The sequence below is a fragment of the Corynebacterium sp. USCH3 genome (genome assembly GCF_037619475.1).
Classification (GTDB): domain Bacteria; phylum Actinomycetota; class Actinomycetes; order Mycobacteriales; family Mycobacteriaceae; genus Corynebacterium.
In genome coordinates, this window is sequence record NZ_JAQPZT010000003.1 from 308,747 (window position 1) to 327,998 (window position 19,252).

Annotated in this window: 20 protein-coding genes; 9 read left to right on the forward strand and 11 right to left on the reverse strand. The window is 70.1% G+C overall.

Annotated features, from left to right (window positions below):
• Positions 1 to 147: 147 nt before the first annotated feature.
• From PQI66_RS07625 to PQI66_RS07635, 3 genes are read right to left on the reverse strand one after another with little or no spacing between them, the layout of a single operon-like run.
• Entirely contained in the window at positions 148 to 759 is a 612-nt protein-coding gene (locus PQI66_RS07625; RefSeq protein ID WP_445228015.1) for a Maf family protein, read from the reverse strand.
• Positions 760 to 778: 19 nt separating this feature from the next.
• The gene (locus PQI66_RS07630; protein ID WP_339997215.1) at positions 779 to 1,051 is read right to left on the reverse strand and encodes an acyl-CoA carboxylase subunit epsilon; all 273 of its coding nucleotides are present in this window, start codon (positions 1,049 to 1,051) and stop codon (positions 779 to 781) included.
• Between the two features lie 11 nt (positions 1,052 to 1,062).
• A complete protein-coding gene (locus PQI66_RS07635; RefSeq protein WP_339997217.1) occupies positions 1,063 to 2,664 on the reverse strand; it encodes an acyl-CoA carboxylase subunit beta in 1,602 nt (533 codons plus the stop codon).
• 79 nt (positions 2,665 to 2,743) lie between these two features.
• On the opposite strand from PQI66_RS07635, the gene PQI66_RS07640 reads away from it, so the two are divergent.
• From PQI66_RS07640 to PQI66_RS07660, 5 genes are all read left to right on the forward strand, one after another.
• Positions 2,744 to 3,661 (forward strand): biotin--[acetyl-CoA-carboxylase] ligase, encoded by a 918-nt coding sequence (locus PQI66_RS07640; RefSeq protein ID WP_339997219.1) that lies wholly within the window; start codon positions 2,744 to 2,746, stop codon positions 3,659 to 3,661.
• 10 nt (positions 3,662 to 3,671) lie between these two features.
• Positions 3,672 to 4,235 carry a hypothetical protein gene (locus tag PQI66_RS07645; protein ID WP_339997221.1) on the forward strand — a complete coding sequence of 188 codons (564 nt, stop codon included), beginning with the start codon at positions 3,672 to 3,674 and terminating at the stop codon, positions 4,233 to 4,235.
• A gap of 6 nt (positions 4,236 to 4,241) precedes the next feature.
• On the forward strand, positions 4,242 to 5,522 hold the full coding sequence (locus tag PQI66_RS07650) for a 5-(carboxyamino)imidazole ribonucleotide synthase (protein WP_339997223.1): 1,281 nt from the start codon (positions 4,242 to 4,244) through the stop codon (positions 5,520 to 5,522).
• Between the two features lie 66 nt (positions 5,523 to 5,588).
• Positions 5,589 to 6,098, forward strand: a complete 510-nt coding sequence (purE, locus tag PQI66_RS07655; protein ID WP_339997670.1) for a 5-(carboxyamino)imidazole ribonucleotide mutase — start codon at positions 5,589 to 5,591, stop codon at positions 6,096 to 6,098.
• Positions 6,099 to 6,126: 28 nt separating this feature from the next.
• Positions 6,127 to 7,170: a YdcF family protein gene (locus PQI66_RS07660; protein ID WP_339997224.1), complete on the forward strand. Its 1,044-nt coding sequence runs from the start codon at positions 6,127 to 6,129 to the stop codon at positions 7,168 to 7,170.
• A 4-nt stretch (positions 7,171 to 7,174) separates the two neighbouring features.
• Here PQI66_RS07660 and PQI66_RS07665 read toward each other — a convergent pair whose 3' ends face one another.
• From PQI66_RS07665 to PQI66_RS07690, 6 genes are all read right to left on the reverse strand, one after another.
• Complete coding sequence (locus PQI66_RS07665) at positions 7,175 to 8,590, reverse strand: DUF5129 domain-containing protein (protein WP_339997226.1); 1,416 nt, start codon at positions 8,588 to 8,590, stop codon at positions 7,175 to 7,177.
• 31 nt (positions 8,591 to 8,621) lie between these two features.
• On the reverse strand, positions 8,622 to 8,837 hold the full coding sequence (locus PQI66_RS07670) for a hypothetical protein (protein ID WP_339997228.1): 216 nt from the start codon (positions 8,835 to 8,837) through the stop codon (positions 8,622 to 8,624).
• Complete coding sequence (locus PQI66_RS07675; protein WP_339997672.1) at positions 8,834 to 9,652, reverse strand: carbohydrate ABC transporter permease; 819 nt, start codon at positions 9,650 to 9,652, stop codon at positions 8,834 to 8,836. Before PQI66_RS07675 ends, PQI66_RS07670 begins: the two co-directional genes overlap by 4 nt.
• Complete coding sequence (locus tag PQI66_RS07680) at positions 9,652 to 10,686, reverse strand: carbohydrate ABC transporter permease (protein WP_445228016.1); 1,035 nt, start codon at positions 10,684 to 10,686, stop codon at positions 9,652 to 9,654. Before PQI66_RS07680 ends, PQI66_RS07675 begins: the two co-directional genes overlap by 1 nt.
• A 119-nt stretch (positions 10,687 to 10,805) precedes the next feature.
• The gene (locus PQI66_RS07685) at positions 10,806 to 12,080 is read right to left on the reverse strand and encodes an ABC transporter substrate-binding protein (protein WP_339997231.1); all 1,275 of its coding nucleotides are present in this window, start codon (positions 12,078 to 12,080) and stop codon (positions 10,806 to 10,808) included.
• Between the two features lie 187 nt (positions 12,081 to 12,267).
• Positions 12,268 to 13,347, reverse strand: a complete 1,080-nt coding sequence (locus PQI66_RS07690; protein WP_339997233.1) for an ABC transporter ATP-binding protein — start codon at positions 13,345 to 13,347, stop codon at positions 12,268 to 12,270.
• Positions 13,348 to 13,412: 65 nt separating this feature from the next.
• On the opposite strand from PQI66_RS07690, the gene PQI66_RS07695 reads away from it, so the two are divergent.
• The 3 genes from PQI66_RS07695 to PQI66_RS07705 all read left to right on the forward strand — a co-directional run bounded on the left by PQI66_RS07695 (position 13,413) and on the right by PQI66_RS07705 (position 16,047).
• The gene (locus PQI66_RS07695; RefSeq protein ID WP_339997235.1) at positions 13,413 to 14,684 is read left to right on the forward strand and encodes a sensor histidine kinase; all 1,272 of its coding nucleotides are present in this window, start codon (positions 13,413 to 13,415) and stop codon (positions 14,682 to 14,684) included.
• Between the two features lie 64 nt (positions 14,685 to 14,748).
• Complete coding sequence (locus PQI66_RS07700) at positions 14,749 to 15,546, forward strand: response regulator transcription factor (protein WP_339997674.1); 798 nt, start codon at positions 14,749 to 14,751, stop codon at positions 15,544 to 15,546.
• 24 nt (positions 15,547 to 15,570) lie between these two features.
• On the forward strand, positions 15,571 to 16,047 hold the full coding sequence (locus tag PQI66_RS07705; protein WP_339997236.1) for a hypothetical protein: 477 nt from the start codon (positions 15,571 to 15,573) through the stop codon (positions 16,045 to 16,047).
• On the opposite strand, the gene PQI66_RS07710 is transcribed toward PQI66_RS07705, so the two are convergent.
• Together PQI66_RS07710 and PQI66_RS07715 are read right to left on the reverse strand one after the other, a co-directional pair.
• Positions 16,034 to 16,744: a TIGR03089 family protein gene (locus PQI66_RS07710; protein WP_339997237.1), complete on the reverse strand. Its 711-nt coding sequence runs from the start codon at positions 16,742 to 16,744 to the stop codon at positions 16,034 to 16,036. The genes PQI66_RS07705 and PQI66_RS07710 overlap by 14 nt on opposite strands.
• Positions 16,745 to 16,763: 19 nt before the next feature.
• Positions 16,764 to 17,351: a VanZ family protein gene (locus PQI66_RS07715; protein ID WP_339997239.1), complete on the reverse strand. Its 588-nt coding sequence runs from the start codon at positions 17,349 to 17,351 to the stop codon at positions 16,764 to 16,766.
• Between the two features lie 34 nt (positions 17,352 to 17,385).
• Between PQI66_RS07715 and PQI66_RS07720 the strand changes: the two genes are divergently transcribed.
• A complete protein-coding gene (locus PQI66_RS07720) occupies positions 17,386 to 19,233 on the forward strand; it encodes a bifunctional ADP-dependent NAD(P)H-hydrate dehydratase/NAD(P)H-hydrate epimerase (protein WP_339997240.1) in 1,848 nt (615 codons plus the stop codon).
• Positions 19,234 to 19,252 lie beyond the last annotated feature (19 nt).

The following is a 19,252-nucleotide window of genomic DNA, read 5'->3' on the forward strand; positions in this document are numbered from 1 at the left end:
TGTCGTCACATGAAGTCTAGCGTCCGCGGGGCGTTGACTCGCGACTGTCCCGGGAAACCGGGGCGAAAATCCCCGGGGACGCCGGAACCGAGGGTGGTGCGGCACCCGCCGTCGTATGGTCGTCGGTACGGACCGGGCAGGCGGGGACTACCGGTTCCAGAAGTCCGAGACGTCGAACCCGAACCCTGCCAGTGTCCGCCGGACCAGGGGGAGGGACAGCCCGATGACGCTGGACGGATCCCCCTCGATCCGGTCGATGAACCAGCCACCCAGGGCCTCAAGGGTGAACGCCCCGGCACACTGGAGCGGTTCGCCCGTGGCGGCGTAGGCCTCGATGTCGCGGTCGGAGGCGTCGGCGAAGTGCACCACGGTCTCGCTGGCACCGGTGACGGTACGCCCGCGGCAGGTCACCGCATGCCCGGTGATCAGCGTCGCCGCGGCACCGCGTTGCTGGCGCCATCGTTCGACGGTGCGTTCGGCGGTCAGGGGTTTGCCCTGAAGTTCCCCGCCGAGCAACAGCATGGAGTCGGCGGCGATGATGACGCTGGCACCGTCGACACGGTCGGCGTACTGGGTGTGCACCGCCTGCGACTTCGTCTGTGCCAGGTGGCAGACGACCTGGGCCGGTGTGGGGTCGGGAACCCGGGAGCGCAGGTCGGTGGTGGCGGCGTCCTCGTCCACACCGGGGACCAGGACCTCGGGTTCCACACCGGCGGAACGGAGCACGGACAGCCGGGACGGGGAGGACGACGCCAGGATGAGGCGGGCGCGGCGGTCGTCAGCCACGGAAGCCCGTCGGGTTGAAGTTCCGTGGCCGGGCGAGTTGCTCGGCGGGCGAGCCGAACAGGCCGCGGGACGTCGTGCGGGCGCGGTGGCGGGCGACGTCCCGCGGGTCGGCGGCCGCGGTGGAGGTGGCGGCTTCGGCGACGACCAAGGCGAGCGCGCGGCCGATGGCCGCGGTCTCGGTGTCGTCCGGACGGCCCTTCACCACGGTGAACGGGACGGAAGAGCCGGCTGGGTCAGTCACAGGGTCGGTCACAGCGTCAGTCATGGATTCTCCTCCTACAGCGGCAGGTTGCCGTGTTTGCGGGCGGGCGAGTCGACGACCTTGCGTTCCAGCAGGCCGAGTCCGTCGATGACGCGGGCGCGGGTCTGGGACGGGGGGATCACCGCGTCGACGTAGCCACGCTCGGCAGCGGCGTAGGGGTTGACCAGGTTCTTCTCCACTTCGTCGGTGAGCTCGACGGTGAGGGCGGCGACGTCCTTCCGGCGTCGTTCCGCCTTCGCGAGTGTGTCGGCGTGGACGGCGGCGACGGTGTTCCCGGCGTCGGCGTTGGAGATCTGGGCGCTCGGCCAGGCGAAGACGAGGTCGGCGCCGATGTTCTTCGAGCCCAGCGCGATGTAGGACGTCCCGTAGGCCTTACGGGTCACCACGGTGACGATGCCGACGCTCGCCTCCGCCACGGCGTACAGCAGCGACGCCGAGCGGCGGAGCAGGCTGCCGCGCTCTTCGTCGCTGCCGGGCAGGAACCCGGGGGAGTCGACGACGAACACGACGGGGAGGTTGAAGGCGTCGCAGGTGCGGATGAACCGCGCGGCCTTCTGGGCGGCGGCGGCGTCCAGTGCGCCGGCGAGGACCGTCGGCTGGTTGGCGACGACGCCGACGCCGCGGCCGCCGATGCGGGCGAATCCGGTGAGGATGTTGTCCGCGAAGTCGGGCTGCAGCTCCAGGAAGGAGTCCGTGTCGACGATGCCGGCGAGCACGTCGGCGACGTCGTAGCCGGCGAGGGGGGAGTCGGGGATCACGGAGTCCAGCCGTTCCACGACGGAGGGATCCGTGTCCGGGCCCCCGGCGAACGGCACCGTGGACCGGTTGTTGGACGGGAGCTGGCCGAGCAGCGTCTGCACGAAGTCCAGCGCCGCGCGGTCGTCCGCCGCGGTGTGGTGGGAGGTGCCGGTGACGGCGGCGTGGGTGGTGGCCGAGCCGAGGTCGTCGGCGGTGACGTCCTCACCGACGACCCGGCGGGTGATCTCCGGATCGGTGAGGTAGAGCGACGAGGTGCCCTCGACCATGACGACGACATCGGCGAGGACCGGCTGGTGCGCCTCGGTGCCCGCCGTCGGCCCGGCGATCACGGAGATCTGGGGGACCACCCCGGACATCCGGGTACGCAGCCGGTACAGGCGCGCCGCCATGCCCAGTGACACCACACCCTCCTTCACCCGCGCACCGGTGGAGTCATGCACGCCCACCAGCGGCACCCCCGAGCGCAGGGCGAGCTCCATGACCTTGACCAGCTTCTCGGCGTGCACCTCGCCGACGGTGCCGTCGAAGACGGTGCCGTCCTGGGAGAAGACGCAGACCTGACGGCCGTCGACGGTGCCGTAACCGGTGACCACACCGTCGGACACCGGGCGCGACCGGTCCATGCCGTAGGCGTTGGCGCGGTGGCGCGCCAGGGCGTCGATCTCGACGAAGGACCCGTCGTCGAGGAGGTGCTCGACCCGCTCGCGGGCGGTGAGCCGTCCGGACCCGTGGACGGTGGCGACGGCGTCCTCGCCGACCGGGGCCGACGTCTCCTCGAGACGGATCCGCAGATCCTCGAGTTTCCCTGCGGTGGTAGACGTGTCGACCTGGCGGGGGGCGGGGGTGGGTGAAGTCATGGCCTACAGTCTAGGAGGAAACGGTCCGGGCGTCGCCACAGAGGTCGCCCGTGCGCGTGGGGGCGTTATCCTTGTGCCCATGACCGACTCCCGTGCCCCCTTCGACCCGTCCCGATTCTCCGCGCTCGCCCGGCAGTGCTCGCACGACGGGGACGACACGACCGGCGGCCCCGGCCCGGTCACCGTCGTCGGGACGACGGGGTCGACCAACGCCGATCTGGCGGACGCCTTCCGGGCCGACCCGGGCCTCGCCGACCGCACCGTGATCGTGGCGGAGGAGCAGGTGACGGCCCGTGGCCGCCTGGGGCGCCGCTGGTCGGCACCGGCGGGGGCGCAGGTGATCATGAGCGTCCTGCTGCGTCCGTCGGTGCAGGACGTCCCGCCCGAACGGTTCGGGGAACTGCCGCTGCTGATCGGGGTGGCCGTCGCCGAGGCGGCCCGGGAGACCGGGGTGGACGCGCGCCTGAAGTGGCCCAATGACGTGATCGTGAGCGACGGCACCGACGGCACCCCGCACGGGTACCGCAAGCTCGCCGGCATTCTCGTCGAGGCGGTGAGCCTCGACCCGGTGGCGGTGGTCGTCGGTGTGGGGGTGAACGCGTCGATCACCGACGCGGAGTTCACCGACGCCGGGATCGAGGCGGGGACCTCCCTGACCTCGCAGGGGGCCAGGTTGGACTCGGTGGAGGACCGGGAGGCGTTCGCCGCCGCCGAGTTGGCGCGGATCATCGCCGCCGACACCGCGTGGCGGCGCGGTGGCGCGGACCTGGACCGGCTGCGTCGGTGCTACCGGGAACTGTCGGCGACGCTGGGCACGCGGGTCCGCGCCGAACTGCCGGACGGCGAGGAACTCACCGGCACCGCCGTCGACCTCGACGGGCAGGGTGGCCTGGTGCTGGAGACGGAGAGGGGGCAGCGTCGTACGGTCACCGCCGGCGACGTCGTCCACCTGCGTCCCGTCCCTGCCACGCTGCCCGACCCGGACCCGGCAGGCTAGGGTCACTGTCGTGCCGAAGATCAATTTCGCCCCGGACGAGGAGGTCCTCGCCGAGCTGAGCCCCTCGCGACGCAGCACCCTGTTCCCCGTCCTGGAGATGGTGGTGCTCACGGGGATCGTGTGGCTCGTCGTCGGGCTGCTCGACTCCTACCTGGGGGGTCTGGCCACCACCTGGGCCGGGTACGTGCCCGACAACGTGGCAGAGGTACCGCAGCTGGTCGGCGACGCGGACGCCGGTACCGCCACCGCGGCACTGTGGGCGCGCCGGCTCGTCCTGGTGCTGTGGGTCTGGCTGAGTTGGCGCCGGTGCCTGCGCCACCTGCTGTTCCGGACCCGCAGCAGGATGATCCTCACGGACTCCCGGCTGATCACCGCCACCGGACACATGCGCAGCCACGTCGGGGAGGTGCCGCTGGCGCAGATCGTGGACGTGCGGACGCACAAGTCGGAGGTGCGGGTGTTCCTGCGCGGCGGCGGCCGGCCGCTGGTGCTGCGGGACGTGCCCTTCACGAAGAAGTTCGCCCGCCTGCTCCATTCCCGTATCCCGGTGCACCTGCCACGGCCGCTATACTGAACCACCGTGACTGACGCGCAGAAAGCCCCGGAAGAACCGTTGGACCGATCACACGCGCGGCCGGAGGCGCATTCCCCGGACATGCCGCTGGTCACCGTCATCGGTGACGGCCAGTTGGCCCGGATGATGCAGCAGGCGGGCATCGAACTCGGCCTCACCGTCCGGCTGCTCGCCGGGTCGACCGGTGCGTCGGCGGCGCAGGCCACCGCGGACGTGTGGCTGGGTGACTACACCGGGGAAGAGGTCGTCCGGGCGGTGTCCGCGGGGGCGGACGCGGTGACCTTCGACCATGAGCACGTGCCCAACGCCTACCTCGAGGGCCTCATCGCCGAGGGCGTCAACGTGCAGCCGCAGCCGTCCGCGCTGATCAACGCGCAGGACAAGCTGGTGATGCGTCGGCGAATGCGGGAGATCGGCGCACCGGTGCCGCCGTTCCTCGCCGTGGAGACCGTGGAGGACGCCACCGGGTTCTGGGACGCCACCGACGGCGCGGTCTGCCTCAAGGCGCGTCGGGGCGGGTACGACGGCAAGGGGGTGTGGTTCCCGGACTCGCGGGGGGAGACCGCCGAGCTGGTCGAGGACCTGCTCGCGAAGGGCGTGCCGCTGATGGCGGAGAAGAAGGTGCGGCTGGTCCGCGAGTTGTCCGCGATGGTCGCCCGGACGCCCTCCGGCGAGGTCGCCTCGTGGCCGGTCGTGGAGTCGGTGCAGGCCGACGGGATCTGCTACCTCGCGGTGTCCCCGGCGCCGGTGGAGTCGGAGGGGCAGCGGCGCGTCGTCGACCAGGCTCACGAACTGGCCCGGCAGGTGGCCGCGGAGCTGGGTGTCACCGGTGTCCTCGCCGTCGAGCTCTTCGAGACCGTCGACGAGGCCGGTCAGCCGGAGATCATCGTCAACGAGTTGGCGATGCGCCCGCACAACACCGGCCACTGGACCCAGGACGGGTGTGTGACCAGTCAGTTCGAGCAGCACCTGCGGGCCGTCCTGGACCGGCCGCTCGGGTCGACGGCACCGCTGACCGGCACGACGGTGATGGCGAACGTCCTCGGCGACGACACCGCCGACCCGGGGATGCCCATGCCGCGGCGCATGGACGAGGTGTGGCGCCGGTTCCCGGCGGCGAAGATCCACCTCTACGGCAAGGACTGGCGGCCGCGGCGCAAGATCGGCCACGTGAACATGTCCCTGCCGCTGGGCACCGCGGCGACGCCGGAGGCGGTCGAGGCGCTGCGCCGTGACGCGCGCCTGGCGTCGGACTTCCTCGTGACCGCACACTGGACGGACTCCTGAGCGCCCCGGAGGTGGTCACGGCCGGGTAGAGTTGCCTGCGTGACTTCCGAGAGCAGCGCAGAGAACATGACCGGACCGGCCCCCCTCGTCGGCATCGTGATGGGGTCGGACTCCGACTGGCCGACCGTGGAACCCGCCGCGCAGGTCCTGGCGGAGTTCGGTGTCCCGATGGAGATCGGTGTGGTGTCGGCGCACCGGACCCCGGAACGCATGCTGGACTATGCGCGTGCCGCGCACACCACCGGGGTGAAGGTGATCATCGCCTGCGCCGGTGGTGCCGCACACCTGCCGGGCATGGTCGCCGCGGCGACACCGTTGCCGGTCATCGGTGTCCCGCGTGCCCTGAAGAACCTGGACGGGCTCGATTCGCTGCTGTCGATCGTGCAGATGCCGGCCGGGGTGCCCACCGCGACCGTGTCCATCGACGGCGCGAAGAACGCCGGGCTGCTGGCGGTGCGGATGCTGGGTGTGGCGGACCCGCGCCTGCTCGAGGGCATGGTCGCCTACCAGGAGCGGATGCGTGACGAGGTCCTGGAGAAGGACCACCGTCTCAAGCAGCAGCTGATGGGCGAGTAGGGGGCGGGCGCCCGGGAGGAATCTGAGGATGTCGGGGATTCTGCTCGTCACGCTTCTCGTGGCGCTGATCGCCGGGGCCACCGCGTGGAGCGTGAAGTCGCGTTCCCGGTGGGGTGGCAACGGGCTGATGGTGCTGCTGGTCGCCGAGTTGTCGTGGGCGTGGCTCATCGTCGCCGCGCACGGGGGCGGGTTCCCGCTTCCGGTGTGGCTGGCGTGGGGGTTCTCGCAGCTCGTGGTTGCCGGGGTCGGTTGGGTCGTCGCCCGGTGGATGGGGGACGCCTTACCTGGCGTCGACGGTCGGGGCTGGTTCCACCTGAGCACCGTCGTCGCCGCGGCGATGATGCTGACCCTGGGGCTGGGCAGCGCGGTACTCGCGCTGTGCGCCTGGAACGGGTGGCGTGGCGGAGGGGTCGGGGGCGAGGGGGTCACCGACGCTCTCATCGTCCTCACCGTGCTCGGTGCCCTGGGCGTGCTCCTGTGGTTCGCGGCCGTGGGGTCGATGGTGCAGTTCCTGGTGCAGGTCCGCCGTGGACGGCACCGCCGGGCACCGTCGGAGGCGGACGCGGTGGTCGTCCTGGGCGCGGGCCTGGCCGGGGACCGGGTCAGCGCCCTGCTCGCCTGCCGTTGTGACCGCGGTGCCGCCGCCTGGCGCACCCTGGAGCAGGCCGACCCGACGACCGGTGCGCCGCTCATCGTCTCCGGCGGGTGCGGCGACGACGAGCCCTGCACCGAGGCCGAGGCGATGCACCGCTACATCGCCGGACGCGGCTTCCCCCGCGAGGTGGTCCTGGAGGAACGTGAGGCGACCGACACCACGGAGAACCTGCATTTCAGCCTGGACCTGCTCGCCGGGCAGGGGGTGCAGGACCCGACCGTGGTGGTGTGCACCTCGGACTTCCACGTGATGCGCACCGAACGCATCGTGGAGATGCTCCGGGAGGAGCGGGGCACCGACGGGCGGCCCTTCGACGCGGTGGTGCTGGGGGCGCCGACGCCGAAGCCGTCCCTGCCTGCGGCGTACCTGCGTGAGTACGTGGCCCTGATGATCCACCGGGTGCTCGGGCGCGCCTGAGGCGTCAGAACCGCGCCGACCCGCCGCCGCCGGCGAAACCACCGCTGAAGGACACGTTCGTTCCGGAGGACGAGGAACTCTGGGCTGCCTGGACGTCCGCGGAGTGCCAGGAGCTGATGAGGGCGAAGGGGATCCAGTTCCCGTACCCGGCCCCGACCCGGTACCCGGTGTCGTAGATCCGGGGTGCGTGACGCTCCTCGGCGTCCATGGAGAGTTCGCTCATCTCCTGCTCCCGGACCAGGGACAGCACGTGCCCGTAGGAGCGGACGGTGGTGGCGTAACGGTCCATGAAGTCCCGGGCGTCGAGGTCACCGGACAGTGCGTCGATCTCCGTGACGATGTCGGACAGCATCTCCTGCAGGACGGTCGACGTCGTGCCCGCGCGGGCGGAGGTGGCGTCCTCGGCCAGTGCGGTGAGTTCTCTGCGACGCACACCGGCGTCACCGTGTTCCATGGCGAAGATCCGGTCGATGGTGTCCTCCGCCCGGACCGTCCTGGTCATCGCCAGGTGCGCGTCGGCGAGGGTTGTGGCATGCGAGCGGAAGGCGTTGTCGTCGGACTCCTGCGACAGGCCCGTCGAGGAGAGCGCGGTGTCGACGGCGAGGAAGGAGTCGCGGCATTCCTGCCACTGTCGACGCAGTTCGTCGTCGGCGATGGGCGAGGTCAGCGAGTTCGCCCGTACGTCGATCTGGTCCAGTCGGAGCGCGACATCGGCGTACCGGTCACTGATCTCGGTGTACTGTCCGCGGGCGGTGGCCGCCTTCTTCCTCCGGTAGGCGGCGACCGCCCACCATGCCCCGCCGCCTCCGACGACGGCGAGCACGCCGGCCCCGGTGAGGACCTGGGACCGCGAGGGGCCGGAATCTTCGGCGACGAGGGACGGGTCCGCGGCGGTGCGGGCGCCGTCCAGCATGGCGACGGCCCAGTTCCCGCGCTGCAGGGCGGGCCGCATGTCGGCGAGCGTCCGGTCCAGGTGGCTGCCCTCGAAGAGGTCCAGGGCACTGCAGACATCGTCACCGCAGTACACCCCGTATCCCCGTGACGAGACGCCGACGGCGACGATGAGGCTCCCCGGAGCCCAGGTGGCACCTTCCCCGGTACCGTCGGGGACGAGACGTTCCTCATGGTCGCCGACCCAGTCGAGGATGCCGTCGTTGAACTGTTCGTCGGTGCCCAGTCCGTCCTCCGAGGAGTCCAGAACGATGTAGGTGACGTCCCGGACCTGTTCGGGAAGGTCGATCCGGGGTGTCTCCGTGGTGAGGGTGTCTTCGCCGGAGGGGGAGAGGACGCCGTCGGGGTCGGTGACGGTCACGGTGGGGCCGGCGTCCGGGACGTCCGGCGCAGCCGGGGTGGCCGGGGTGAGGACGACGGTGCCGAGGCCGGCGAGCAGGACGGTGGCGGTGCGGCGCAGTGGTGTCATGGTGGGTTCCACGTTACCGGGGCACCGACGTCTAGTCGTAGCGGCGCCACCGACGCCACACCATCCAGGTGGGGAGGAGGAGACCTGCCAGCAGCAGTGAGGGCCACACCGCCGGGTCATCCTGCAGGACGTTCCACACCGCCTGGACGAGAGCCAGGACGGTGAAGAACGACAGGAACCCCAGGACCGCCTCGAGGACGGTCCGCCGCCGACGGTACTCGGAGAGGTCCGGGGTCTGTCCGGTCACTTCACGCCACCGGCGGTCAGCCCGGAGACGATGCGACGCTGGAAGACCAGCACCATGATCACCAGTGGGACGGTGACCAGCGCACCGGCGGCCATCGTCGCCGCGTACGGGAACTGGAAGGCACTCGCACCGGTGAACCGGGCGATGGCCACGGTCACCGGTTCGGTGGAGGTGGTGGAGAGCTGCTTGGCGAGCATGAACTCGTTCCACGTGGCGATGAACGCCAGGATCGCGGTGGTGAACAGGGCGGGGGCCGCCAATGGCAGGATGACCTTGCGGAACGCCAGGCCGCGGGACGCACCGTCCACGCGGGCCGCCTCCTCCAGTTTCCAGGGCAGCTCCCGGAAGAAGGACGTCAGCGTGTAGACGGTGAGCGGCAGGACGAAGGAGATGTTCGGGATGATCAGTGCCTGGTAGGTGCCGATCCAGCCGATGTTGCTGAACAACTGGAACAGTGGCGTGACCAGAGCGATCCCGGGGAACATCGACGCGGCGAGGATGATGCCGGTGACGAACCCCTTGCCGCGGAAGTCGACACGCGCCAGGGCGTAGGCGGTGAAGACACCGACGACCAGGGCGATGGCCGTGGTGGCGACCCCGATGATCAGGCTGTTGCCGATGGCGCGCAGGAAGTTGTTCCCGGCGTCGGTGGCGAGTGCATCCTTGAAGTTGTCGAGGGTGAGGTGGCTGGGTACCGGATTTGTGGAGAAGGTGTACGCCTTGTCGCGGAACGCGGTGACCACCATCCAGTAGAACGGGGCGAGCGCCCAGATCAGGATGATGATCACGGGCAGGTAGTTGCGGATGACCTTCATCATCGGGTGCCCTCCGGTGTCTCTTCTGGGGTCAGGGCTGTGGTCCGGTCAGCGCCGACGCCGGGGGGATCGGAAGGGGCCCGACGTCTCCGGAACCTCCGGGTCCGCGCCGACCGAGGCATGTTCTGGGTTCCGGCCACGTCGGCACCGAGGAACTTCACCATGACGAAGGCGACGCCGAAGATCAGCAGGAAGATCAGGGTCGACACCGCCGAGGCGGAGTTGAAGTTGCCGGACTTCGTGTCGGTGATCACCAGCTGGCTGATCACCGCCGTCGGCGAGTTCGTCGACTCGCTGATCATGATGACCGGCAGATCGTACATGCGCAACGCGTCAAGGGTGCGGAAGAGCACGGCCACCATCAGGGCGGGTCGGATCAACGGCAGGGTGATCCGGGTGAACTGCTGCCAGCGGGACGCGCCGTCCACCCGGGCGGCCTCGTAGACCCCGCCGGGGACCATCTGCAGCCCGGCGAGGATGAGCAGTGCCATGAACGGCGCGGTCTTCCACACGTCGGCGATGATCACCGCGAACCGGGCGGCCCACGGGTCGGTCGTCCAGGCGACGTCCAGGCCGAACAGGGAGTTGATGATGCCGTTGGGGGCGAAGATGAACTGCCACAGCTTCGCGGTCACGGCCGTGGGGATGGCCCACGGAATCAGGACGGCGGCGCGTAGCAGGCTGCGGCCCCAGAAGGTCTTCGACATGGTGATCGCCATCCACAGACCGAGCGCGGTCTCCAGTGCGACGGTGACGACCACGAAGAACAGGGTGACCCACAGAGCGGGCCAGAAGTCCGTGGCCAGGTTGCCCGGGGCACAGGTCGTCGCCTCGCCGGTCGGGGACAGACACCGTTGGGTCAGCCAGTACAGGTAGTGGTCGAGGCCGGCGAATCCGCCGTCGACGAACATTCCGGTGTCCGGGTCCAGGTGCCGGTCGGCCTGGAAGGAGAGGTAGATCGCACGCAGGATCGGGTAGCCGATCACGACGGCGAGGAGCGCGAGGCTGGGGCCGACGAACCACAGGGCTCGCAGATCACGTCTCTTCTGAGGGGGAGCGGAAGTCACAGGATGAACCTTATCGGTAAAGCACGACGCCCGGAATACCGTCGACAGGGGACGGCAGCCGGGCGTGACTGCAGGTGGAGCCGGTCTTAGCCGGTCACGTTCGCGATCGCGGACTCCATGTCACTGGTGGCGTCGTCCACGCTCTTGCCGCCGGTGATGGCTGCGTAGGCGTTGTCCTGGACGGCCTTGGACAGCGCGTCGTAGGACGGGGACACCGGGCGCGGCTTCGCGTTCTCCAGGGACTCCTTCAGGGCCGGGAGGTACGGGAACTCCTCGATGAGGGACTCGTCGTCGTAGATGGAGGCGAGCACCGGCGGGAAGGACTCCTCGGCGAAGGACCGCTGGTTCTCGTCGCTGATGATGAACTGCATGAAGTCCAGGGCCGTGGCCTTGTTCTCCGAGTTGACGTTGATGCCGTTGTTGTAGCCGCCGAGGGTGGAGACACCGACACCGTCCTTGCCGACGAGCGGCTGGACCTCGACCTTGCCGGCGACGGCGGAACCCTCGGCCTCCGCCTCCCCGTACATGTACGGCCAGTTGATGGCCATGGCGTTCTCACCCTCGGTGAAGCTCAGGTTCGTCTCTTCCTCGGACGCACCGGTGGAGGACCGGGAGATGGTGCCGTCCTCGTAGGCGTCGACCAGGGCCTGGAGACCTTCGCGGGACTCGTCCGAGGTGACCGTGACCTCGCCCTCGTCGTCGAGGATGCCGCCGCCCCAGCCGTTCATGAAGCCTGCGGTGGAGACCGTCAGTCCCTCGTACTGCTTGAGCTGGGTGATGAGGCAGTTGTTGTCGTCGGCGGTGACCTCCTCACAGGAGTCGATGACGTCCTGCCAGTTCTCCGGGGCCTCCGGCACCATGTCGGTGTTGCGGTACAGCAGCTGGCCGTTGGTGTTCTGCGGCAGGGCGTAGAGGGTGTCGTTGTAGGTCGCGGACTCCACCGTGGCATCCAGCAGGCCGTCCGTGCTGACCTCGAGATCGTCCTGCAGCGGTGCCAGCCACCCCTGCGCGGCGAACTGTGCGGTCCAGACCACGTCGAGAGCCATGACGTCGATGTCGGAGGACCCGGCCTGGAGGGACTGCACGAGCGTGTCCCGCTGGGCGTCCGCCTCGCCGGCGAGCTCCTGCAGCGTCACCTCCTCGTCCGGGTTCTCCTCGTTCCACCTGTCGATGATCGGGCGGAGCTTGTCGGTGTCGTTCTTGCCCATCGCGAACGTGATGGGGCCACGGCCGTCGGAGCCGCCACTGCCCCCGTTGCCACCGTCGTCGCCGCCTCCGTCATCGGAGGAACACGACACCAGTGCCGCACTGAGCCCGACGGCCGAGACACCGGCCAGAATCTTCTTTGAGAGGTTGGCCATGGCCCGAACCTTTCTACCTAGGTCCGGTTCTGCAGGGACGATGCCGCCGGAACCGAACATTGACACTGAACACTGACACTCGAGAATGAAACGTCACCGCGCCGTGACGGACGCGGATGAGGCGGCCCGGCGGGTTCTTCGGTTGAGTGTAGTATCTGCGTCCCTGATCCGGGGGAGATCGGGGGTGTCAGTGCACCCGCTGTCCGGACACCGCGTCAAAGAAATGCACCCGGGCCGCGTCGGTGAGGGTGAAGGTCACACTGCCCCCGATCGACGGGAGGTCCTGCGCCACCGCCTGGGACTTCGCGGTGACCTGGCCCGCGGCGGTCTCGGCGTAGATGTTGGAGTCTGCGCCGAGTTCCTCGACCAGGCTGACGGTGCCGTGCAGGCCGTGTAGGCCGTCGGCCGTCCGCTCCCCGGTCTCGGCGACCGTGAGGTGCTCGGGACGTACCCCGACCAGCAGTGCGCCGTCACCGGCGGCCTCCGGACGACGCACCCCCAGGCCCTCGAGGACGTCGACCCCGGCGGGCAGGTCGAGCAGGTTCATCGCCGGCGAGCCGATGAAGCCGGCGACGAAGGCGTTCACCGGTTCGTTGTAGAGCTTCTGCGGCGTGTCGACCTGCTGGAGGAGACCGTCCTTCAGTACGGCGACGCGGTCGCCCATCGTCATCGCCTCGACCTGGTCGTGGGTGACGTACACCGTGGTGACACCGAGGTCGTGCTGCAGCTTCACGATCTGGGCGCGGGTCTGCACCCGTAGCTTCGCGTCCAGGTTGGACAGCGGCTCGTCCATGAGGAAGACCTGGGGCTCACGGACGATCGCGCGGCCCATGGCCACACGCTGACGCTGACCGCCCGACAGGTCCTTGGGCTTTCGGTCCAGGTAGTCGCCGAGGTCGAGCAGGTCGGCGGCACGCTCCACCCGCTCGGTGATCTCGGTCTTCGGGCGCTTGGCGATCGTCAGCGCGAAGCCCATGTTCTCCCGCACCGACATGTGCGGGTAGAGGGCGTAGTCCTGGAACACCATGGCGATGTCCCGGTCGCCGGGCTCGACACCGGTGACGTCACGTCCGCCGATGGTGATCGCCCCGGCGCTCGTCGGCTCCAGGCCCGCCAGGGAGCGCAGGATCGTCGACTTGCCGCAGCCGGACGGTCCGACCAGGACGAGGAACTCGCCGTCGCCGATACTGAGGTTGAGATCCGGGACGGTGGGGGAGTCCGCACCCGGGTACCGGATGTCCACATGCGAGAATTCGACGTCTGCCATGGTGGGGAATCATACCGCAGGTCGATCCGTCACAGGTGGAGACTGCCGTAGGATCTGTGGCTGTGATGGATACCGTGACCGCACCGCAGGCCCAGCCGGGACCCTTCTGGAGGGACCGGGGGCTCTGGCTCCAACTGGTGATCCAGTCGGCCGTGTTCTTCCTCTTCGGGGCCATGGACGCGGGGAACGCCTTCTCCTTCGGCCCGGTCATCCCGTCGTGGGTCCTTGTCGCCGGGTACACGCTGGTGTTCGTGGGTCTGCTGATCCAACGCTGGCGTGCGGAGACCGGTCTGACCGTCGTCGCCGTCGGTCTGGTCACCGCGGCGGGAAGCCTCGCCGGCATCTACCTCCTGGCCTACCTCGTGGTCTGCTACGAGGCGTGGTTCATCTCCGCCTTCGTCCGTCGCCGCCGGGGAATGTGGCTGGCGTCGCTCGCCGGCGGTTCCGTCGCCGCGGTGGCGCTGGTCAGCGTCGTGTCGGGGTCCGGGCGGGCGTGGGGTGCCTCGACGACGGCGGTGGACCCGGCCGGGGAACCCTACACGCCACCGGACGCCCAACTCATCATGATGGGGGTGGTCCTCAGCCTGCTGGCGTTGATCTCGATCGGGCTGTTCTGGCAGCTGGGGATGACCACCCGCCGCCAGTACGAGCGGATGGAGTCCCTCGCAGCGCGGGTGGAGCTCGCCGCCGTGGCCGAGCGCACCCGTATCGCCCGGGAGATGCACGACATCGTCGCGCATTCGCTCACCGCGGTCATCGCACAGGCGGACGGCGGCCGCTACGCCGGGCGCCGGGACCCGGACACGGCGATCGAGGCTCTCGACACCATCAGCAGGACCGGCCGGGACGCCCTCGCCCAGATGCGGCAGCTGCTCAGCGTGCTGCGCAGCGACCGCAACGGCAGCGGCATGTCCGACGCGACCCGGGACACCGGCGCACCACCCGGTGTGTCCGGTGTACCGGGGCTGGTCGAGGACGCCCGACGGTCCGGGGTGTCGGTCGACTACGAGGTGCTCGGTGTCGCCGGCCCGGTGGACGTCGCCGCCGGGCTGACGGTGTACCGGACGGTGCAGGAGTGTCTGACGAACATCCTCAAGCATGCCGGGCCCACCCGTGCGCAGGTCATCCTGGACTGGAATGTCCCGGGGAAGTTGCGGATCACGGTGGACAACGCCCCCGGTGACGGCCTCATCGACGCCGACGACTCGGCGGACGGGCGCGGACAGGGGCTGGTGGGGCTCCGTGAACGTGCCAGGATCCACGGCGGCACGGCAGAATGGGGTGCGTCGGAGACGTACGTCGGTGGCTGGTGCGTCGATGTCGTGCTCGGCGTCTGACAGGACGCCGGCACAGGGTGGTATGCACCGGTGCACACGGGAGAACAGGGAGAACGGCGAGATCATGGACGACGCAGGCTCAACATCGACCATCACGGTCGGGCTGGCTGACGATCAGCAGCTGGTACGCGCCGGTTTCGGGATGGTGCTGGATTCCCAACCGGACATCACCGTGGTCTGGCAGGCCGTCGACGGCGCGGAGGCGGTGAACCTCGCCGGCTCGCAGCCGGTCGACATAATCCTCATGGATGTCCAGATGCCGGAGCTCGACGGTATCGCCGCCACCAGGAAGATCGTCGAGGCCGGGATCACCGGGCCGTCAGGAGAACCGACCCGTGTGGTGGTTCTGACGACCTTCGACAACGACGACTACGTGATGGGGTCGATCACCGCCGGTGCCAGTGGTTTCCTGCTGAAGGACGCCGATCCCGAGGAACTCATCGACGCCGTCCGGACGGTCGGCGAGGCTGAGGCGGTGATCTCCCCGAAGGCCACCGCCCGGTTGCTGCGGCAGGTCAGGGGAGGAGTCGGTGGCGAGGCGGGGGTCAGGGAGCAGGGCGCGGGTACCGCTTCCCCGCGCCAGGCCGAGCCGGAGCAGGACGCCGGCCCCGACGTCGCCACCGCCGCTGCTGAACTGGGCCTCCCGGACCCACTCACCCCCCGTGAACTGGAGATCCTCGTCCTCGTGGCGCGGGGGTACTCCAACCCGGAGATCGCACGACGTCTGTTCGTCTCCCTGCCCACCGTGAAGACGCACGTGGGCAGGATCCTGGCGAAGACGGAGTCACGGGACCGGGTCCACGCGGTACTCTTCGCCTTCAGCAACGGACTCGTCGACCCGGTGCGGGTGCTGGAGGAGTGACCGGAGGCCGGTAGCCTGTGGGCCATGGACATCGCAATCGGGGACTCCGGACGCACACTGACACTGCCGGACCACTGGCAGGAACTCGACACCGTCCCGGAGGACGCGCCGGGCACCGTGGCCTTCGGGTACCGCACCGCGGGGAGTTTCGCCGCCGTCACCCTCGCCCCGCTGGACGGCCAGATGATGCCGGTGGACCGGGACGACGTCATCACGGGGATCCGTCCTGCGCTGGAGGAGGCGCAGGCGAAACTGGTGGACGTCGACGCGGGGGAGACACCGTCCGGCGACCTGCTCGTCTACACGATCGTGAGGACGCCGGAACCGGAGGAGGGTGAGGGCGCCGGTGACGGCGACCAGCTCAACCTCACCCTCCACTTCGCCGTGGAGAACGGCGACTACATGGCACCGTACATGGTGCAGGGCTTCCTGACCGGGGAGCAGGAGGAGGCGCTCGACCAGGCCAGGGACCTGGTCACCAGGATCATCACCGCCGAGTGACGGTCACGGTGCCGTGTTCGGTGTCGGCGAGGTGCCCGAGCCGGTCGGCGGCGTCGTCGGTGGAGACGACCACCGATCCCGCCGCGAACAGGGGGAGGAGTGCGGTGACCAGTCCGTCGGTGTCGGCCCAGGGTCCGGTCACGGACCGGGTCCCGGAACTGAACTGTTCTGCGGCCCGGTGCCGCAGGTCGGCACCGGTCACCGGCTCACCGTCGACGGTGTACAGCAGCACGGCCTCCTCACCGGACTCCGGCCCGGCGTAGCGGTCCCCCTGGACCCGCAGTTCGGGTGACAGGTCCGTGACCCCGAACTCCACGTCGCCACCGGCCTCGGCGACCCCGCGTCCGAACGGGTCGGTCGAGAGCTGGAGGATCTCGGTCTCCCAGTCCGGGTGGGCGTCCGGATCGGTGGTCATCAGTGCCGCCGCCGACGCCGCAGCCGGCGAGGACGGGGAGCACACCGCCACTCCCGCACGCCAGCAGCCCACCACGAGGGCGGCGGGCATCCAGTCGGTCGGGGCGTCGAGGGCGACGGTGTCACCGGGGCCGAGGCCGAGGTGGTTGACCATCAGGTTCCCACCTTTCGCGGCCCAGTTCGACAGTGTCGCGGCGGACAGCTCCATCCGCCCGGCACCGGTGTAGGTCGTCAGGCGGGGTGAGGCGGCGTCGGTGGCGAGGAACGGGGACAGGAGATCCATGGCGACCAGACTATCCGGGTCAGCCGCCGACGACCTTGTCCGGGTCGCCGAGACTCGGCCCCAGGATCACCAGCACCACGAAGACGAGTACCGCGAGCCCGACCACGGTGGTGAGCACGGTCTGCCAGCGCCTGGACCAGGTGGGGTTGCGGGAGAACCAGCATGCGATCCAGGCCCCCACGGCGGCGCCGACCGTGTTGCAGATCAGGTCCGTCACGTCGGTGCGGCCCAGGGAGAAGATGTACTGCGTGGTCTCGATGCCGAGGCTGAACACGGCAGCCACCCCCACCGCCCACCGCCACCGTCCGGTCAGGATCATCAGCAGCATGCCCAACGGGACGAAGAAGGCGACGTTGCCGAGGATGTCGAACACCCAGCCGAAGGTCGTCGAGGAATCGCCGACGATGCCGAAGGGCATCAGTCGCAGCTCCCGGACCCGCTGGTTCTCCGGTTTCCACAGCAGACCGATGGTGTAGAAGGACTTCAGTGTGGTCAGCGCGACCACCACTGCGGCGTAACCGACGAGCGTGGCGGTGACCCAGGTCCGCCACGGGGTCCGCACAGCGCGTGCGACAGGGGCGGGCGAGGCAACGACGGGAGTCTCCATGCGAACACACCCTAGCGGTCCGTAACGTGAGGGTATGAATAGCAGCACCGGCAGCGGGATCGCGGCCCACCTCCGTGCACAGGTCTTCACCGTCGAACAGATCCGACGGGCCGAACAACCGCTGCTGGAGGCGCAGACGGAGACCGACCAGCTGATGCGCTCCGCCGCTGCAGGCGTGGTTGAGGCGGCGGAGGTGATGCTGAAGCGCCCGCCGGCCACACCGGTGCAGACGACGGTCCTCCTGGCGGTGGGTGCGGGCGGCAACGGGGGCGACGCGCTCTACGCAGGAGCCGCCCTCGCCGGGCAGGGGTGGCCGGTGGAGGCCGTGCTGCTGGGACGTGGCGGGAGGGCCCACGCCCGCGCGCTCGATGCCTTCCGGGACGCCGGTGGGGCGGTCATCGACATCGACGAGGTGTGGCAGACCCCCGCCCGGCACCGTCTCGTCGTCGACGGCGTGCTCGGCATGGGTGGTGACGGCGGCCTGGGGGAGGACGCCGCCGTCCTCTTCGCCTACGCCTCCGCCTGGTTCGTCCCGGTCCTCAGTGTCGACGTGCCGTCGGGTATCGGGGCGGACTCCGGCCGCACCCCGCCGATGATCGGCGTCGATGACCCGGTAGATCCTGCCGCGGAGGAGAAGAACCTTCCGGGTCTGACCGTGCTGCACCGCGACCGTGTGCCGGCCCACGTCATCGCGGATGTGACGGTCACCTTCGGCGGACTGCGTCGCGCGCACGCGGTCAACGCCTACTGCGGGCAGGTGATGCTCGCGAACCCGGGGCTGGGCGACGGGCACACGCAGACCATCGGTGGTCGGCTGGAGCAGGAGTGGGCGGGAACCCGGCGGGGCGGGGGATCGCTCGACGTCCGCGCCGGGCGGGCCGTCGTGCCTCCGCGGGACCCGCGCACCCTGCCGGACGGGACGCAGGGGGCCGTCGACCCGGCAGGGGAGTTCGACTTCACCGCGACCGGTCTGACGCCCGTGCCACGGTCCCATGCCGGGGATATGAGGGCACCCGGCCCCTACGACGACAAGTACTCCGGGGGAGTTGTGGGGGTCTGCGCGGGGTCCGGGACCTACCCGGGCGCGGCGGTTCTGACGACGACGGCGGCGGTGCGTACCACCGGCGCGATGGTGCGTTACGTCGGAGGAGCGTCCGGGGACGTGGTCCGGGCCTGCCCCGAGGTCGTGTGGGCACCGGACGTCGCCGGGTCAGGTCGGGTGCAGGCCTGGGTGGTGGGGCCCGGGCGGGGGACCGGCGACGAGGCGGCGGAGGAACTGGCGACGCTGCTGGGACGTCCCGAACCCCTGGTGGTCGACGCCGACGCCCTCACTCTGGTCGCCGGACGGGAGGACCTGCGCCGACTGCTGCTGGCCCGGGGCGTCGAGGGGGAAAGTCCTGCCCCGACGGTGCTGACCCCGCACGCCGGGGAGTTCCGGCGCCTGGCGGACGCCGTCGGTGGTGTCCCGGACCCGGACGACGACCGGATCGGCGCGGCGGTGGCGTTGTCGCAGGCGCTGGGATGCGTGGTGCTGCTGAAGGGGCGTCACACCGTGGTGACGGACGGGGAGGAGGTGGAGTGCACCGACGCGGGCACCTCCTGGGCGGCGACCCCCGGATCGGGTGACGTCCTCTCCGGCATGATCGGCGCACTGCTCGCGGAGAGCACGGCGGGGGTCGTCGGAGGTGTCGGGGACCTCGACTGGCAGGTGCGGGCGGCACGCCTCCCCGCGAACCAGGCGGTCGCGCTCCACGCCATCGCAGCGTCGATTGCGGCCCGGACTCCGGAGGGGGAGGCCCCGACCTCGGCGTCACGGATCGCCGAGGCGATCCCGCGGGCACGGGCGGCGTCGGGCCGGCCGTACGCACGGCGGACCTACTGACGGTGTGCAGGGCGGCCGG

What these genes read in the sequence shown, in the direction of transcription:
- PQI66_RS07635 (WP_339997217.1), bottom strand. Translation starts at nt 2,664, where the DNA reads ATGACTTCACCCACCCCCGCCCCCCGCCAGGTCGACACGTCTACCACC.
- PQI66_RS07660 (WP_339997224.1), top strand. Translation starts at nt 6,127, where the DNA reads ATGTCGGGGATTCTGCTCGTCACGCTTCTCGTGGCGCTGATCGCCGGG.
- PQI66_RS07695 (WP_339997235.1), top strand. Translation starts at nt 13,413, where the DNA reads ATGGATACCGTGACCGCACCGCAGGCCCAGCCGGGACCCTTCTGGAGG.
- PQI66_RS07675 (WP_339997672.1), bottom strand. Translation starts at nt 9,652, where the DNA reads ATGAAGGTCATCCGCAACTACCTGCCCGTGATCATCATCCTGATCTGG.
- PQI66_RS07665 (WP_339997226.1), bottom strand. Translation starts at nt 8,590, where the DNA reads ATGACACCACTGCGCCGCACCGCCACCGTCCTGCTCGCCGGCCTCGGC.
- PQI66_RS07710 (WP_339997237.1), bottom strand. Translation starts at nt 16,744, where the DNA reads ATGGATCTCCTGTCCCCGTTCCTCGCCACCGACGCCGCCTCACCCCGC.
- PQI66_RS07640 (WP_339997219.1), top strand. Translation starts at nt 2,744, where the DNA reads ATGACCGACTCCCGTGCCCCCTTCGACCCGTCCCGATTCTCCGCGCTC.
- PQI66_RS07720 (WP_339997240.1), top strand. Translation starts at nt 17,386, where the DNA reads ATGAATAGCAGCACCGGCAGCGGGATCGCGGCCCACCTCCGTGCACAG.
- PQI66_RS07705 (WP_339997236.1), top strand. Translation starts at nt 15,571, where the DNA reads ATGGACATCGCAATCGGGGACTCCGGACGCACACTGACACTGCCGGAC.
- PQI66_RS07690 (WP_339997233.1), bottom strand. Translation starts at nt 13,347, where the DNA reads ATGGCAGACGTCGAATTCTCGCATGTGGACATCCGGTACCCGGGTGCG.
- PQI66_RS07685 (WP_339997231.1), bottom strand. Translation starts at nt 12,080, where the DNA reads ATGGCCAACCTCTCAAAGAAGATTCTGGCCGGTGTCTCGGCCGTCGGG.
- PQI66_RS07715 (WP_339997239.1), bottom strand. Translation starts at nt 17,351, where the DNA reads ATGGAGACTCCCGTCGTTGCCTCGCCCGCCCCTGTCGCACGCGCTGTG.
- purE (WP_339997670.1), top strand. Translation starts at nt 5,589, where the DNA reads ATGACCGGACCGGCCCCCCTCGTCGGCATCGTGATGGGGTCGGACTCC.
- PQI66_RS07630 (WP_339997215.1), bottom strand. Translation starts at nt 1,051, where the DNA reads ATGACTGACGCTGTGACCGACCCTGTGACTGACCCAGCCGGCTCTTCC.
- PQI66_RS07700 (WP_339997674.1), top strand. Translation starts at nt 14,749, where the DNA reads ATGGACGACGCAGGCTCAACATCGACCATCACGGTCGGGCTGGCTGAC.